This is a genomic window from Actinomycetota bacterium, from assembly GCA_035640355.1.
GTDB lineage: Bacteria > Actinomycetota > UBA4738 > UBA4738 > HRBIN12 > CALGFI01.
Map to the genome: position 1 here is coordinate 92841 of DASQWI010000017.1, position 14271 is coordinate 107111.

The 14271-nt window shown below is 68.1% G+C and carries 18 protein-coding genes and 1 pseudogene; 18 read left to right on the top strand and 1 reads right to left on the bottom strand.

The genetic code is table 11. The annotated features are described in order from the left end of the window. Positions 1-5 precede the first annotated feature (5 nt). From rsmD to mutM, 7 genes are all read left to right on the top strand, one after another. On the top strand, positions 6-557 hold the full coding sequence (rsmD, locus tag VFA08_09035; protein ID HYZ13732.1) for a 16S rRNA (guanine(966)-N(2))-methyltransferase RsmD: 552 nt from the start codon (positions 6-8) through the stop codon (positions 555-557). After that, positions 558-1034, top strand: a complete 477-nt coding sequence (gene coaD / locus VFA08_09040) for a pantetheine-phosphate adenylyltransferase (GenBank protein HYZ13733.1) — start codon at positions 558-560, stop codon at positions 1032-1034. A 2-nt stretch (positions 1035-1036) separates the two neighbouring features. Further along, entirely contained in the window at positions 1037-1588 is a 552-nt protein-coding gene (locus VFA08_09045) for a hypothetical protein (protein HYZ13734.1), read from the top strand. After that, positions 1585-2139, top strand: coding sequence for a YceD family protein (locus tag VFA08_09050; protein ID HYZ13735.1), 555 nt, complete (start codon positions 1585-1587; stop codon positions 2137-2139). The genes VFA08_09045 and VFA08_09050 overlap by 4 nt, the downstream gene beginning before the upstream one ends. 27 nt (positions 2140-2166) lie before the next feature. Next, on the top strand, positions 2167-2343 hold the full coding sequence (gene rpmF, locus VFA08_09055; GenBank protein ID HYZ13736.1) for a 50S ribosomal protein L32: 177 nt from the start codon (positions 2167-2169) through the stop codon (positions 2341-2343). A 115-nt stretch (positions 2344-2458) separates the two neighbouring features. Beyond that, on the top strand, positions 2459-3208 hold the full coding sequence (gene rnc, locus VFA08_09060; protein ID HYZ13737.1) for a ribonuclease III: 750 nt from the start codon (positions 2459-2461) through the stop codon (positions 3206-3208). Further along, on the top strand, positions 3209-4051 hold the full coding sequence (gene mutM, locus VFA08_09065; protein ID HYZ13738.1) for a bifunctional DNA-formamidopyrimidine glycosylase/DNA-(apurinic or apyrimidinic site) lyase: 843 nt from the start codon (positions 3209-3211) through the stop codon (positions 4049-4051). 1 nt (position 4052) lies between these two features. Here the strand turns inward: mutM and VFA08_09070 are convergent, their stop codons facing one another. Continuing rightward, positions 4053-4643, bottom strand: a complete 591-nt coding sequence (locus VFA08_09070) for an isochorismatase family protein (GenBank protein HYZ13739.1) — start codon at positions 4641-4643, stop codon at positions 4053-4055. 9 nt (positions 4644-4652) lie between these two features. Between VFA08_09070 and VFA08_09075 the strand changes: the two genes are divergently transcribed. The 11 genes and pseudogenes from VFA08_09075 (at position 4653) to lepB (ending at position 14270) form a co-directional block, all read left to right on the top strand. Next, complete coding sequence (locus VFA08_09075) at positions 4653-4931, top strand: acylphosphatase (GenBank protein HYZ13740.1); 279 nt, start codon at positions 4653-4655, stop codon at positions 4929-4931. A gap of 71 nt (positions 4932-5002) precedes the next feature. After that, complete coding sequence (locus tag VFA08_09080) at positions 5003-8392, top strand: AAA family ATPase (GenBank protein ID HYZ13741.1); 3390 nt, start codon at positions 5003-5005, stop codon at positions 8390-8392. Between the two features lie 11 nt (positions 8393-8403). Further along, positions 8404-9399 carry a signal recognition particle-docking protein FtsY gene (gene ftsY / locus VFA08_09085; GenBank protein ID HYZ13742.1) on the top strand — a complete coding sequence of 332 codons (996 nt, stop codon included), beginning with the start codon at positions 8404-8406 and terminating at the stop codon, positions 9397-9399. Continuing rightward, positions 9396-9776: a response regulator gene (locus VFA08_09090; GenBank protein ID HYZ13743.1), complete on the top strand. Its 381-nt coding sequence runs from the start codon at positions 9396-9398 to the stop codon at positions 9774-9776. Before ftsY ends, VFA08_09090 begins: the two co-directional genes overlap by 4 nt. Before the next feature lie 10 nt (positions 9777-9786). Continuing rightward, complete coding sequence (gene ffh, locus VFA08_09095; protein HYZ13744.1) at positions 9787-11127, top strand: signal recognition particle protein; 1341 nt, start codon at positions 9787-9789, stop codon at positions 11125-11127. Positions 11128-11172: 45 nt separating this feature from the next. Beyond that, complete coding sequence (gene rpsP / locus VFA08_09100; GenBank protein HYZ13745.1) at positions 11173-11508, top strand: 30S ribosomal protein S16; 336 nt, start codon at positions 11173-11175, stop codon at positions 11506-11508. A gap of 4 nt (positions 11509-11512) precedes the next feature. Further along, positions 11513-11770 carry a KH domain-containing protein gene (locus VFA08_09105; GenBank protein ID HYZ13746.1) on the top strand — a complete coding sequence of 86 codons (258 nt, stop codon included), beginning with the start codon at positions 11513-11515 and terminating at the stop codon, positions 11768-11770. A gap of 6 nt (positions 11771-11776) precedes the next feature. Then, positions 11777-12283, top strand: coding sequence for a ribosome maturation factor RimM (gene rimM, locus VFA08_09110; protein ID HYZ13747.1), 507 nt, complete (start codon positions 11777-11779; stop codon positions 12281-12283). A gap of 7 nt (positions 12284-12290) precedes the next feature. Continuing rightward, the gene (gene trmD / locus VFA08_09115; protein ID HYZ13748.1) at positions 12291-12965 is read left to right on the top strand and encodes a tRNA (guanosine(37)-N1)-methyltransferase TrmD; all 675 of its coding nucleotides are present in this window, start codon (positions 12291-12293) and stop codon (positions 12963-12965) included. A gap of 54 nt (positions 12966-13019) precedes the next feature. Beyond that, positions 13020-13358: pseudogene (gene rplS / locus VFA08_09120) on the top strand (50S ribosomal protein L19). Positions 13359-13583: 225 nt separating this feature from the next. Next, entirely contained in the window at positions 13584-14270 is a 687-nt protein-coding gene (gene lepB / locus VFA08_09125) for a signal peptidase I (protein ID HYZ13749.1), read from the top strand. Position 14271 lies beyond the last annotated feature (1 nt).

Consider the following 14271-nt stretch of genomic DNA (forward strand, 5'->3'; position numbering starts at 1 on the left):
CGCACGTGCGCGTGATCGCCGGGACCGCGAAGGGCGTCCGGCTCGCGTCCGTTCCGTCGGGAGTTCGGCCCGTCTCCGACCGCGCCAGGGAGGGGCTGTTCTCGAGCATCGGCGCAGACGTCCCCGGCGCCGACGTCCTCGACCTGTATGCCGGAACCGGGGCGCTCGGGATCGAGGCGCTCTCGCGGGGGGCCGAGCGCGCGACGTTCGTCGAGCAGAGCAGGGCCGCCCTCCGCACCATCCACCAGAACCTCGATCGGACCCGCCTGGCCCAACGCGCCGAGGTCGTCTCATCCGAGGTCTCCGGGTTCGTCATCCGAAGGAGCGCTCCGGCCCGCAGGTTCGACCTGGTCCTGGCCGACCCGCCCTACGACGCCGACGTCGCGGCGGTCGAGGGCGTGCTCGAAGGCCTCTCCGACGGGTGGGTGCAGGCCGGCGGGGCGGTCGTTCTCACCCGTGGCTCCAGGAGTTTCACGCCTGTCATTCCAGTACACTGGCTCGTCGCAAGGCGTCTTGAGTACGGGGACACCGCCGTACTGATCCTCCGGGAGGCATAGATGGGCTTGACCGCCCTGTGTCCGGGGACGTTCGACCCCGTGACGAACGGTCACCTCGACATCATCGAACGTGCTGCTCAGCGCTTCGACGCGCTGATCATCGGCGTGCTCGACAATCCCTCCAAGCAACCGCTGTTCACCGCGGAGGAGCGCGTCACCCTGCTCAAGGAGGTCACGCAGGGCCTCAACAACGTCGAGGTCGAGGCGTTCTCCGGATTGCTCGTGGAATACGCGACTCAGCGCGGCGCGGACGTCGTCGTCAAGGGCCTCCGCGCGGTGACCGACTTCGAGTACGAGATCCAGATGGCGCAGATGAACCACTCGCTCGCCGGCGTGGAGACGCTGTTCATGACCACAGCGCCGCAGTGGTCGTTCCTGTCGTCCTCCCTGGTGAGGGAGGTCGCGAAGCTGGGCGGAGAAGTGAGCGGCCTCGTTCCTCCCGTCGTCGCCGAGCGCCTCAAGGAGAGGTTCGCGTAGGCATGGACCTTTCCGCCCGGATCCAGCAGCTTGAGGAGCTCGTGCGCGACGCGAAGTCGATGCCGCTGTCGTCGTCAGCACTCTTGAACCGCGACGAGGTGCTCGAGCTCATCACGCAGATGAAGGACTCGCTCCCGGACGAGATCAAGCAGGCACGGTGGATCGTGAAGGACCGTGAGGAGCTCTTGGCGAAGGCTCGCCGCGACACGGAGGCGATGGTCGAAGCCGCGCGCGAGGAGCAGTTGCGAATGGCCTCCCACGAGGCGGTCGTGCAGCGCGCGCAGGAGGAGGCGCAGCGCATCGTGCAGGAAGCAAGCGAGGACGGTCGCCGGCTCCGTCTGGAGTCGGAGGACTACGTCGACGCGAAGCTCGCGCAGCTCGAGGGCGCGCTGCAGCGGATCCTCGAGGACGTGATCGAGACCAACCAGTCGATCAGCCGGACGATCGACCAGGTTCAGGCGGGGCGCGAGAAGCTCCGCGGCTCCGTTCCCACGACCAACGTCGAGATCGGTCCCGACGTCCAGATGCCGATGCTCGAGGACGAGGGCGCATGATGCGCCCCATCGATGTGCGCGACCTGATCGAACACCCCGGCGCCTCGAAGAGCGTTCGCGTCGAGGAGGGCGTTCCCGGTCTGCACACCGAGCTCGCCGACGTCCGCGAGGACGAACCGATCGAGGGTGACCTCACGCTCGAGAGCGTCCTCGACGGGATCTTCGTTCACGGAAGCATCTCCGGGCGGTTCACGATGCGCTGTGCCAGATGTCTGAAGGAGTTCGCACGCGACTTCGATCTCGCGGTCGAGGAGATGTTCGCGCGCGAGCCAGGACCCGAGGACGACTACGCGATCGACCCGGACCTGAGCCTCGACCCCGAGCCCATGGTTCGAGACGCGGTCGTGCTGGAGATGCCGTTCTCGCCGCTGTGCAAGCCGGACTGCCTGGGGCTGTGCCCCGTATGCGGCGGAGACCGCAACCTCGGAGAGTGCCCGGGCCACGACACGACGGATCCGCGGTGGTCCGCGCTCGCCGGACTCCTCATCGACGCGCCGGATGTTCCATCCGACGAGGGCGCAGGCCCATCCCCACGCCACGCCGAAAGCTGACCGCGACCAACAGAAAGGACAGGATCGATGCCGGTTCCGAAGCGACGCCAGTCCCACACGAGGAGCGCCAAGCGAAAGGCCAACTGGAAGGCGCAACCGCCGACCTACTCGGAGTGCCCGCAGTGCCACCAGCCGAAGCTTCCGCACCGCGTCTGCTCGAACTGCGGCTACTACGCAGGGCGCCAAGCGGTGGAGGTCGAGTGACGGCGTGACACCCGCTGCTGATTCCCAGGCCTCGAAGGGCGGAGCGCGGGGCCGAACGAAGAGAGCCTCGCGCGCAGGAGCGGCGAACGGGCACAACGATCAGGCGCTCGACCGGTTGCTCGGCGTTCGGTTCAAGGACGCCGCGCTGCGCGAGATCGCACTCACGCACCGTTCATACGCGTTCGAGAACGACACGCACGCCCACAACGAACGCCTGGAGTTCCTGGGCGACGCCGTCCTCGGCATCGTCGTCACCGACATGGCGTTTCGTGAGTTCCCCGAGATGACGGAGGGTGAGCTGGCGAAGCTGCGTGCGGCGATCGTGAACATGGGCGCGCTGGCCGACGTCGCACGCGATCTCGGGATCGGGAGGTACGTACTCCTTGGGAAGGGCGAAGAGGGCAGCGGAGGGCGAGACAAGAGCAGCATCCTCGCCGATGCGCTCGAGGCGCTTCTCGGCGCCGTCTACCTGGACCGAGGACTCGACGCGGCAAGCAAGCTGATCGTGCGGGTGTTCAGGCCACGGATGATCGCGTACGTGCGCGGCGAAGGCGGCCGCGATTACAAGACGATCCTTCAGGAGCTGGCGTCGGCGGATCTGCACTCGCTCCCCGAGTACCGCATCAGCGAGCGAGGCCCAGATCACGAGAAGGAGTTCACGGCGACGGTGTTCCTCGGTGGACGGGAGCTCGGGAGCGGCATGGGCCGCTCGAAAAAGGAGGCCGAACAGGAGGCCGCACACCAGGCGTACGTCCGACTGACCGAGCGGGACGGCGCCCGCCGCACCCAGAGCCTGGAATCGCACGCCGGCGCGACGGCGAGGACTGACGCCCAGCCCGCGGCGGTACGGAAGAAGGCGAGGTAAGTGGAACTCCCCGAGGTCGAGGTCATGCGGCGCGACTTGGAAAAGGACGTCGTCGGACGCAAGGTGGCAACGGCCGACGTCCGGGCGTCGAGGAATGCGATGCGCGTGATCCGACGTCACGGAAAGCGCAAGGAGTTCACCGACCGGGTCGTGGGCCGGAAGTTCACCAAGGCCGAGCGCCGCGGTAAGTACGTCCTGCTTCACATGGATGACGGCGACGTCCTCGTCGTGCACTTCGGGATGTCCGGACAGTTCGTGCGCGGCACCAAGCGCGTGCCCCTCCCCCAGCACACACACGTCGTGATCACGTTCGTCCAAGGCGGCGACCTACGCTTCGTCGACCCGCGCACGTTCGGCGAGATGTTCGTGACGGGCGCGGACGAGCTGGGCAAGGTGAGGGAGCTACAGCACATTGCGATCGACCCGCTCGATCACGTCTTCACGTGGAACGCGTTCGGCGGCGCGCTCACGCAGCGCGCGACGAAGATGAAACAGCTGCTCATGGACCAGAAGTTCGTGAGCGGCCTGGGGAATATCTACTCGGACGAAGTGCTGTTCGGCGCAGGTCTGCGATACGACCGGCTCTCCGATTCGCTGTCCTCGCAGGAGGTCCGGCGCCTGTACCGAGCGATGCAGGAGGTGCTGCAGGAGGCGATCCGATTCCGCGGCACGACGCTCGACGACGAGGCGTACATGGATCTGTTCGGCAAGCCGGGGGAGTTCCAGAACGAGTTGAAGGTGTACGGACGGGCCGGGCTCCCGTGCCGCCGGTGTCGAACGCCGATCCAGGCCGTCAAGATCTCGGGGCGGAACGCGTACTTCTGCCCCCAGTGCCAGAGCTGACCTAGTCCAGCTCCGCTCCGGCTGCGCGCATCCGCTCGAGGGCGCGTTCGCCGTCGCCGTCCCGCAAGTCCACCGCGCGGACCCCGTCGACGAGCACCGTCATATCGTGTCCGAATCGGATCGCATCGAGCGTCGTCTCGACCACGCAGTAGTCCGTGGCCAGGCCGGCGATCGCGAGCGAGTCGGCGCTTCGTTGGCGAAGGATGAACTCGAGCTCGGTCGCGCGGACGTCGCCGGTCTCGGGATGGCGCACGCTGAACCCGGAGTAACCGTCACTGCCGTCCTCACCCTTGCGAACGATCGTCGCGCTCTCGGCGACGCGGAGTCCCGGGTGGAACTGCGCTCCCCACGTATCTCGAACGCAGTGGACGGGCCAGATGCCGCCGTCTTTCCGGAAGTGCGGAGTGACCGGGGGATGCCAGTCCTGCGTGTACACGACCGACGCGCCGCCATCGAAGGCGCGCTCGATCTCACGGTTCACGAACGGAACGACCTCCTCGCCGCGTCGCACGTACAGGCTGCCCCTCGGGTCGGCGAAATCGTTCTGCACGTCGACGACGATCAGGGCCGTCCGAGGGTCGTACTGGATCACGAACCTAGTATGCCGACGGTGAAACGAACCCGTGTGGTCGTGTCGGGTCGCGTTCAGGGCGTCTTCTTTCGAGCTACGTGCGCGCGTCTCGCTCGCGAGGCCGGCGTCGGCGGCTACGTGCGGAACCGTTCGGACGGTGGCGTCGAGGCCGCGTTCGAAGGAACGAACGACGCCGTAGACCGGATGGTCGATTGGTGCCGCAGCGGACCGGAGCTCGCTCGTATCGACGAGGTCGAGGCGGTCGCCGAGGACCCCGTCGGGGACATCTCGTTCCGCGTGGTGCACTGATCCTGTCGGCCCGAAGTTCGGGCTCGGAAATGCGAGGCCGGGCGCAAAGCCGCTGCTAGCATCGCCTTTCGATGTTCCTCCGATCCCTGCAGGTCCGAGGCTTCAAGTCGTTCGCCGACAAGACCACGCTGGAACTGGCGCCGGGCGTCTCGGTGATCATCGGCCCCAACGGGTCGGGTAAGTCCAACCTCGTCGACGCGATCAGCTGGGTGCTTGGGGAGCAGGGGCCTCGAGCGCTTCGCGGCGGGCAGATGGCCGACGTGATCTTCGCCGGAAGTCCACAGCGTCCTGCGCTGGGTATGGCCGAGGTGAAGCTGGTGATCGACAACTCCGCCGGGCTGATCCCTGTACCGATGACCGAGATCGAGATCGCTCGCACGATCTTCCGCTCGGGCGACAGCGAGTACCGCATCGGCGGTCAGGTCGTCAGGTTGCTCGACGTGCAGGAGCTGCTCTCCGAGAGCGGCATCGGTCGCGGTCTGCACACCGTCGTCGGGCAAGGTCAGCTGGAGGACGTGCTGTCGGCACGCCCCGAGGACCGACGCCGCTACGTCGAGGAAGCAGCCGGTGTGGCGAAGCATCGCAAACGCAAGGAGCGTGCCGAGCGCAAGCTCAGCGGACTCGATCAAGACCTACTGCGGCTGAAAGACGTCCAGGCCGAGCTGCGGCGGCAACTGAAGCCGCTCAAGCAACAAGCCGAGGTGGCGCGGCGCCATGAGGAGCTCACCGCGGAGGCCGACGCGCTCGCGGTGCAGCTCGCCGCCGCGCGTCTGCGGGAGCTGTTGAACGAGCGCGAGAGCCGGAGCGGCGGATGGCAGGAGGGGCTGGCACGACGTACGGCGGCGCGCGAGCGGCTCGACTCGCTGGATGCGCGGGTCGCCGCAGCGGCGGACGACCGTGCACGCGCGGTGTGGGCGCTCCAGGAATCCGAGGGACGCCTTCGCGACGCGCAGGCGGCGAAGTCCGCAGCCGAGCTCGAGCTGAGGCGCGCGGTGGAGCTCGAGTCAGAGGCACGTGAGACACTTGCGGCGCAAGGTTCTCGGGGAGCACGACTCTCTTCACTCGAGACCGAGGTGCTCGGGCTTCAACGCCGAGCGGCTGACCTGGCCGATGAGATGGCCACGCGCGAACGCGAGCTGGACGAGGCCGAACGCGCGTTCCTCTCCGCGGCCGAGATGAGATTGCATGTCGAAGAGGAGCGGCGCCGCGCCCTCGAGGAGGCGGCGGCGCATCGCGCCGAGATGCAGACGCTCAGGCGCTCGCTCGCGTCGTACGAGCGTGAACGGGCGCGGCTCGAGGAGGGGATTGCGAACGTTCGGGAACGTCGGACGGTCGCCGAACGCGAACGCGAGAGCCTGGGCGACGAGGTCGAGCGCCTCGACGCAGAGACGGCGCCGCTGTCGGAACGGCGCGCCGAGCTCGAACGCGAACGCCACTCAGTGGCGGCGGCGGTGGAAACGCTCGAACAGACGCTGCGGCGTCATGAGTATCGGCGCGACGTGCTCGGTGCGCGGCTGGAGGACCTGGAACAGACGCCGGGCCGGCGCTTCATCACGGGTCACAAGGAGCGCGCGCTCGGTCTGCTCGGCGAGCTCGTCCGCGCGGAGAAGGGATGGGAACGAGCCCTGCGCGCCGGGCTCGGGCCACTGTCGGACGCGGTCGTCTACGCCGACGAGGAGCTTGCGATCGGGGACGCGGCGGACGGAGACGGCGCCACGCTCACCATCGCGGGAGGGGGTCCGACGGCGTCCGTCCTGCCGGGCGAGCGCACCCTGCTGAGCGTCGTCGACGCGGATGCGTCCGCGCGCGGTCTGGTCACGACCGTGCTGGCGGACATCTACCTTGCCGAGACGCTCGTGGAAGCGACCGAGAAGCATCGGAGGCATCCCAAGGCGTCGTTCGTCACGCCGAAAGGGGTCCTACTCGGACCCGCGGTGATCCGGACGGCTGCGGTCGCGGACTCGCGCGGAGCGGAGATCCGGCGGGAGCTGAACGTCGTCGAACACGACCTGGCGCGAGCGACGTCGTCGGCGAGGCCGCGACGCGAACGGCTCGACGCCATCGCCACCGAGATCGACGAGCTGACCGAGCAGATCGAGCGCTCGGACGCGATGATCACGCGAGCCGCGGATCGCATCGCTCGGGTCGACGCGGAGATCGCGTCGATCGCCAAGGAGGACGAGCTCCTCTCGCAACGGCTCGCCGGCCTGGACGACGCGGCAGCGGCGTGGCGCGACGCGCTCGCCGCGGCGGAGCCGATGACGCACGAGGTTCCGGACCTGCCGCAGGCCCCCGAGCCGCCGGTGCAAGCGCGAGTCGCCGTTGAGACGCTTCGACGAGATCGCGCCGGGGTCGAGGAGCGGCTGGCGGCGGCGCGCGGCGAGCGCGACGCGCTCGCCGGGCAGGACGAGGACACCTTCCGGACGACGCTCCAAACCGCTCGGAACGAGCGCGCCGATGCCGAGGGGCGACTCTCGAGCGCCGAGACCGCGCTCGAGGCCGCGGCCTCTGCCCGCATCGCCGCCGCAGAAGCGGACCGCGCAGCCACGGAGGAGGAGGCCGAGTCGAATCGCCTGTGGCGCGACGCGTCGACGGAGCTCGATCGTCTTCGCGAGGACTATCAGGACGAAGATCGGCTCCGCGGTGACCTCGAACGCCGCATCCGGGACGCGGAGCGCCTCTTGCGCGAGGGACACCAGCGCGAGCCGAACGACGCGGTGGCCGAGCTCACCGAGGAAGCCACGGTGTCCACGATCGAGCGGCGAGCGGAGCTCGTTCAGCGACGTCTCGGACTGCTCGGCCGCGTCAACCTGCTCGCGGGCGGCGAGTTCGAGGCGATGCAGGAGCGGTACGACTTCATGCAGCGAGAGCTAGACGACGTTCGCAAGGCGCGGAGAGATCTGCTCGAGGTGATCCAGCGTGTCGAGATGGAGATCGCCACGACGTTCGAGGCGGCGTACCGCGACGTGGCGGCGGAGTTCGAACGGCTGATCGCGGAGTTGTTCCCGGGCGGCGAGGGACGACTCATTGCGACCGAGCCGGGTGACCTGCTGAACACGGGTATCGAGATCGAGGCTCGCCCCGGCCGCAAGCGCGTCAAGCGCATCAGTCTGCTGTCGGGCGGCGAGCGCGCGCTGACCGCGCTGGCGTTCCTGTTCGCGATCTTCAAGGCTCGGCCGAGCCCGTTCTACCTGATGGACGAGGTCGAACCCGCGCTCGACGACATCAACCTGCACCGATTCATCAAGCTGGTGGAGGGCTTCGCCGCCGAGTCGCAGGTCATCATCGTGACGCACCAGAAACGGACGATGGAGGTCGCCGGGATCATGTACGGCATCTCGATGTCGAAGGACGGTACGTCGCGCGTCCTCGCGCAGCGGCTGGATCAGCTCACGGACGGGATCGAGACGGCGCCAACACCCCGCGGCGCCGTCGTACCCGAGTCGAACCCCGTCGGCTAGCCTGCGCGCTCGTGGAGCTCTGGTGGATCCCTGTCGTCGTCGTGGCGATCTTCATCGCGGCGATACTCGTCTTGCGCGTCTCGGGGCGGCGGGGCGCCACGACGGAGAGCGTGGTGCCTCGCACCAGGCCGGCCCCCGTCGAAGTTCCGCCGCCGCGGCGGACCGAAACGCTGAGCGCGCGGATCCGGTCGCTGTTCGGCGGGGCCGTCGACGACCCGTGGGCACGGCTCGAAGAGCTCTTGGTGAAGGCCGACGTCGGTCCGTCGACGGCCGGCCGCGTCGTCTCGGCCGTTCGCGACCGCTACACGTCCGGATCCGACCCCGTCGAGCTCGTCTCGGACGAGGTGGCCGAGATCCTCGCCGGTGATGGTGCCCTCGACCTGCCGGAGGGACGTCTCGCGGTGATCATGGTGGTCGGCGTGAACGGCTCGGGGAAGACCACGACGATCGGCAAGCTCGCCTCCCGACTGGCGCGGGCCGGCAGATCCGTAAGCCTCGCCGGAAGCGACACCTTCCGCGCGGCCGCATCCGAGCAGTTGGACGTCTGGGCGCGTCGTGCCGATGCCCATCTGGTCACGCAGCAACGCGGCGCGGACCCGGGGTCGGTAGCCTTCGACGCGGTCAAGGCGGCAGAGGCACGGGGCTCGGACGTCCTGATCGTCGACACGGCGGGGCGCCTTCACACCAAACAGCCGCTGATGGACGAGCTACGGAAGGTACGCCGCGTCCTGGAGAAGGCTGCCGGCCGGCCACCCGACGAGACCCTGCTCGTACTCGACGCGACGACGGGTCAGAATGGCATCGCCCAAGCGAGGGCGTTCACCGACGCAGTCGAGGTAACGGGCGTGGCGCTGACAAAGCTCGACGGCACGGCGAAGGGAGGATTCGTCCTGGCCGTTCGCGAACAGCTCGGCCTGCCGGTCAAGCTCATCGGCATGGGCGAGGCGATCGAGGACCTCGAGCCGTTCGAGCCGCGCACGTTCGCGGATCGGCTGCTGAGCGCATGAGCACGACGACCAAGGCCGACATCCTGATCGTCGAGGATCACGCGACGATGCGTGAAGCGATGCGGCTGATCCTCGAGCACGAGGGGTTCGAGATCCGCGAGGCGCCCGACGGCGCGAGGGCGCTCGAGATGGCCAAGACGCAGCCGCCCGACCTGATGTTCCTGGACCTGAACATCCCCGGCGCGAGCGGCGCCGACGTGCTGGCCGAGCTCAAGAACGACCCCGCCACGAAAAACGTCCGCGTGATCGTGGTGACCGCAACGGGTGAAGAGGGTCGCGCGTTCGTCCTGTCGTTGGGCGCGGACGAGTACTTCACGAAGCCGTTCTCGCCCACGGCGTTGCTGAACACCGTCGAGCGCGTTCTCGAGACGTCGTAATCTCGTTCCGATGTTCGACACCTTGACCGGCCGTCTCGACGGCATCTTCAAGAAGCTGCGCACGCGCGGGAAGCTCCACCCGAAGCAGGTGGATAGCGCTCTGGACGAGATGCGCACCGCGCTGCTCGATGCGGATGTCGCCGTCGAGGTCGCCGACGACCTGCTCCAGCGCGTTCGAACGCGGGCGCTATCCGAAGAGGTGATGAATAGCCTCACGCCGGCGCAGCAGGTGATCAAGGTGGTCCGCGACGAGCTCCAGGAGACGATGGGCAGAACGCAGGCAACGTTTCAGCTGTCGGGCGCGAAGCCCGCGGTGATCATGATGGCGGGAGTCCAGGGCTCGGGGAAGACGACCGCGTGCGCGAAGCTCGGGCGCATGTACAAGGAAAAGGGCAAACGTCCGCTCCTCGTCGCCGCCGACCTGTGGCGCCCCGCTGCCGTCGACCAACTCGTGACGCTCGGCCGAGAGATCGACGTACCGGTCGTCTCCGAAGGCAAGGACGCCGTCAAGGTCGCGAAGTCGGGGCTGAAGCACGCGCAGCGCGAGAGCTTCGACGTCGTGATCGTCGACACGGCCGGTCGTCTCCACGTCGACGTGGACATGATGCGCGAGGCGCGGCGCGTGAAGGACGCCATCAGGCCGCACCACGTCCTGATGGCGTGCGACGCGATGACCGGACAGGACGCCGTCGTCCAGGCGCGGGCCTTCATGCGCGAGATCGACACGACCGGATTCGTCCTGACCAAGCTCGACGGCGACGCCCGGGGGGGCGCCGCGCTGTCGATCACGGCCGTGACGGGGCGACCGGTGTTCTTCGCCGGAACGGGCGAACGTCCGGCGGACCTCGAGCCGTTCCATCCGGACCGGATGGCCTCGCGGATCATGGGCATGGGCGACGTGCTTTCGCTGATCGACAAGGCGCAGGAGAACCTCGACGCCGAGCGTGCGGCGGATGCGGCCAAGAAGATGATGGACGCGTCGTTCACGCTCGAGGACTTCCTCGAGCAGATGGAACAGGTGCGCAAGCTCGGGCCGCTCCAGGATCTGCTGGCGATGCTCCCCGGCGTTCCGGGCGGCAAGAACGCGCTGAAGGACCTCCAGGTCGACGACGGTCACATGGCGCGCGCCGAGGCGATCATCAGGTCCATGACCAGGGAAGAGCGACGCGATCCCGCTATGATCGGCGGGCCCCGGCGCCTCCGGATCGCTCGAGGGTCGGGGACGACGACCGCTGAGGTGAACGCCCTGCTCAAGGAGTTCGAGCAGGCGCGCAAGATGATGAAGTCGATGCTGGGCGGCAAGCGGATGCCCCGGATCCCGGGCATGCCGAACCTCCCCGGCCTGGGATAGGAGCGGGGGTTCGGGGGTCCAAGGAGCGAGCGCGGATGCGCGAGCGTGGCCCCCGAGTCAGGAGGAGAGATGGCGGTACGGATCAGGCTGCGGCGGATGGGGAAGACCAAGCGGCCCTTCTACCGCGTCGTCGTCGCGGACCAGCGAAGTCCTCGTGACGGCCGGTTCCTCGAGAACATCGGCAGGTATCACCCGCTCGACGATCCCTCGATCATCGAGATCGACGAGGAACGGGCCCTGCACTGGCTCCGCGTCGGGGCACAGCCCTCGAACACCGTCAAGGTGCTCATGACCAAGACGGGCATCTGGGAGAAGTTCGCCGGGTCAAAGGGCGAGGGCACCACCGAGAAGGGGACGAAGGCGGCCGCGAAGGCGAGCTGACCCCGTGGCAGAAGCCCCTTCGGACGGTCTCAGGGATCTTCTCGAGTACCTCGCGCGCGAGATCGTCGATGAGCCGGACTCGGTCGAAGTGACGGAGGCCGCCGACGATCGTGGTGTTCTCCTCACGCTCCGCGTGGCCCAGGACGACATGGGGAAGGTCATCGGCCGGGGCGGCCGAACCGCCCGTGCGCTGCGAACGGTGGTGAAGGCCGCGGGTCTTCGGGCCGGCGTTCGGCACACGCACGTCGAGATCGCGGACTAGGCACTCGTGGACGAGCCGACCGTCGCGGTCGGCCGGGTCGCTCGCGCCCACGGGGTCCAGGGCGAGCTAACGGTTCTCGTGCTGTCGGAGGTCGAAGATCGTTTCGCCCCCGGCGCGACGCTGTGGCTGGAAGATGGGCGGACCCTGACCGTCGAGTCGTCGAGGCCGCATCGCGGCCGGCTGCTCGTTCGGTTCCGCGAGGTTCGAGACCGAGAGCAGGCGGAGAGACTCCAGCGGGCGCTCCTCGTCGTTCCCGAATCGTCGTCTCCCTTTCTTCCCGAAGGATCGTGGTGGGATCACCAGATCGAGGGGTGCGCCGTCGAGACGGACCGAGGTCGCGCGCTCGGCATGGTTCGCGAGGTGATCCACACCGCCGCGAACGACGTCTGGTCGGTGGTCGACGGCGAAGGTCGTGAAACGCTTGTGCCCGTGTTGAACGACGTGCTCCTCTCCGTCGACGTTGGCGCCAAGCGCATCGTCGTCCGCGAGATCGCCGGACTCACCGTGGAATGATGCGTTCGTGCGCGTCGACGTCCTGACCATCTTCCCGTCGATCTTCGACAGCCCTCTTCGCGAGAGTTTGCTCGGCAAGGCGATCGACGCCGGCACGCTCGACGTTCGGGTGCACGACGTCCGTGATCACACGACGGACCGGCATCGGCAGGTGGACGACGAGTCGTACGGCGGAGGCCCGGGAATGGTGATGAAGCCGGAGCCGGTCTTTCGCGCGGTCGAGTCGCTCGGCAATGAACCGAAGCGCCTGTTGGTGATGTCGCCGGCCGGTCGGCGTCTCGATCAGGCGCTCGTCCGCGAGCTGTCGAAGGAACCGTGGCTGGTCTTGATCGCCGGACGGTACGAGGGAATCGACGAGCGCGTCGTGGAGGGTCTCGGCGCCGAGGAGGTCTCGATCGGCGACTACGTGCTCTCAGGCGGAGAGCTCCCGGCGCTCGTCGTGCTGGAGGCAGTGACCCGGCTCGTTCCAGGCGTCATCGGACGGGAGGAGTCGCACGAGCGCGACTCCTTTGGCGCTGACGGCCTCCTCGACCATCCGCACTACACGCGGCCGGCGGAGTTCAGAGGGATGCGCGTACCCGAGGTTCTGCTTTCGGGGGACCACGCGGCTGTCGAGCGGTGGCGACGCGAGGCTGCGGTCGAGAAGACCCGTCGCAACCGCCCCGACCTGCTTGAACGCTGAGCGAACGACTTCCCCGGGAGCCTCGGGCGTGCCTGTTACGATGAGACTCCCGCCATGAACAAGACCGATCTCGTCGACCGAGCCTATCTCCGCACGGACCAGCCCGAATTCCGTCCGGGTGACACCGTCAAGGTGCACGTTCGCGTCGTGGAGGCCGGTCGGGAGCGGATCCAGGTCTTCCAGGGCGTGGTGATCCGTCGCCAGGGCTCCGGACTGCACGAGACGTTCACCGTTCGCAAGATCTCGTTCGGCGTCGGCGTTGAGCGGACGTTCCCGCTCCACTCACCGTCCATCGGCAAGCTGGAGGTGGTCTCCCGCGGTCGCGTTCGTCGCGCAAAGCTGTATTACCTGCGTGAGCGTCGAGGGAAGAAGGCGCGGATCCGCGAGCGCCGGCTCGGCGACGAGGAGCTGGCCGCGATCGCGTCGGCCGAGGCCCGTCGCGCCGCCGCGGCGGACAACGGTTCCGCAGACCCCGATTCGGTCGAAGTCTCGGAGGCGGCTGCCGACGAGGGCACCGTCGCGGCAGGGAACGTCGTCGATGGTGTGGCGGAGCTCGAGCCCTCGGCCGCATCAGCCGGAGGCGGCGAGAGCGGCGAGAGCGCGGAGCAGGGCTAGAAGGTGACGGACCGGCCGATCGGCCCGGCCGGGCCGGCCGGAGGGACGAAGACCCGCGAGGTGCCGGACAAGACGCCGAACGGGCGCCCGACCGGTGGCAAGGCCGTTCTGTCGTTCCTCCGAGAGCTTCCCGTTCTCATCGTCCTTGCCTTCGCGCTGGCGATCCTGCTCAAGACCCTGGTCGTCCAGGCGTTCTTCATCCCGTCCGGCTCGATGGAGCCGGTCCTCAAACCGGGCGATCGCGTCCTGGTCAACAAGGTCTTGTACGAGCCGGAACGCGGGCACGTCATCGTGTTCTCCGATCCGCAGGACGGGCGAGGTCCCGACCGCGGCGTGGTCGGCGGCTTCCTGCACTGGCTGTCCGAGGGCATCGGGATCGCCCGGCCCGAGCACGAGGACTTCATCAAGCGGGTGATCGGGCTTCCGGGGGAGTCGCTGGAGATCCGAAACACCATCGTGTACATCGACGGTCGTCCTCTCCAGGAGCCGTACCTCACGCGGGAGGCGCGGGTGTCGATGAGCGACTTCGGCCCCGTTCAGATCCCTCGCGACTCGCTGTTCGTGATGGGCGACAACCGGGGACACTCGAACGACTCTCGTGGGAGCCTCGGGTTCATCCCCGTCGACAAGGTGATCGGTCGTGCGTTCGTGGTGATCTGGCCGCTCTCCAGGGCGGGAGGGGTGCAGTAGC

What these genes read in the sequence shown, in the direction of transcription:
- rpmF (HYZ13736.1), top strand. Translation starts at nt 2,167, where the DNA reads ATGCCGGTTCCGAAGCGACGCCAGTCCCACACGAGGAGCGCCAAGCGA.
- VFA08_09090 (HYZ13743.1), top strand. Translation starts at nt 9,396, where the DNA reads ATGAGCACGACGACCAAGGCCGACATCCTGATCGTCGAGGATCACGCG.
- VFA08_09075 (HYZ13740.1), top strand. Translation starts at nt 4,653, where the DNA reads ATGCCGACGGTGAAACGAACCCGTGTGGTCGTGTCGGGTCGCGTTCAG.
- coaD (HYZ13733.1), top strand. Translation starts at nt 558, where the DNA reads ATGGGCTTGACCGCCCTGTGTCCGGGGACGTTCGACCCCGTGACGAAC.
- VFA08_09080 (HYZ13741.1), top strand. Translation starts at nt 5,003, where the DNA reads ATGTTCCTCCGATCCCTGCAGGTCCGAGGCTTCAAGTCGTTCGCCGAC.
- VFA08_09050 (HYZ13735.1), top strand. Translation starts at nt 1,585, where the DNA reads ATGATGCGCCCCATCGATGTGCGCGACCTGATCGAACACCCCGGCGCC.
- VFA08_09045 (HYZ13734.1), top strand. Translation starts at nt 1,037, where the DNA reads ATGGACCTTTCCGCCCGGATCCAGCAGCTTGAGGAGCTCGTGCGCGAC.
- ffh (HYZ13744.1), top strand. Translation starts at nt 9,787, where the DNA reads ATGTTCGACACCTTGACCGGCCGTCTCGACGGCATCTTCAAGAAGCTG.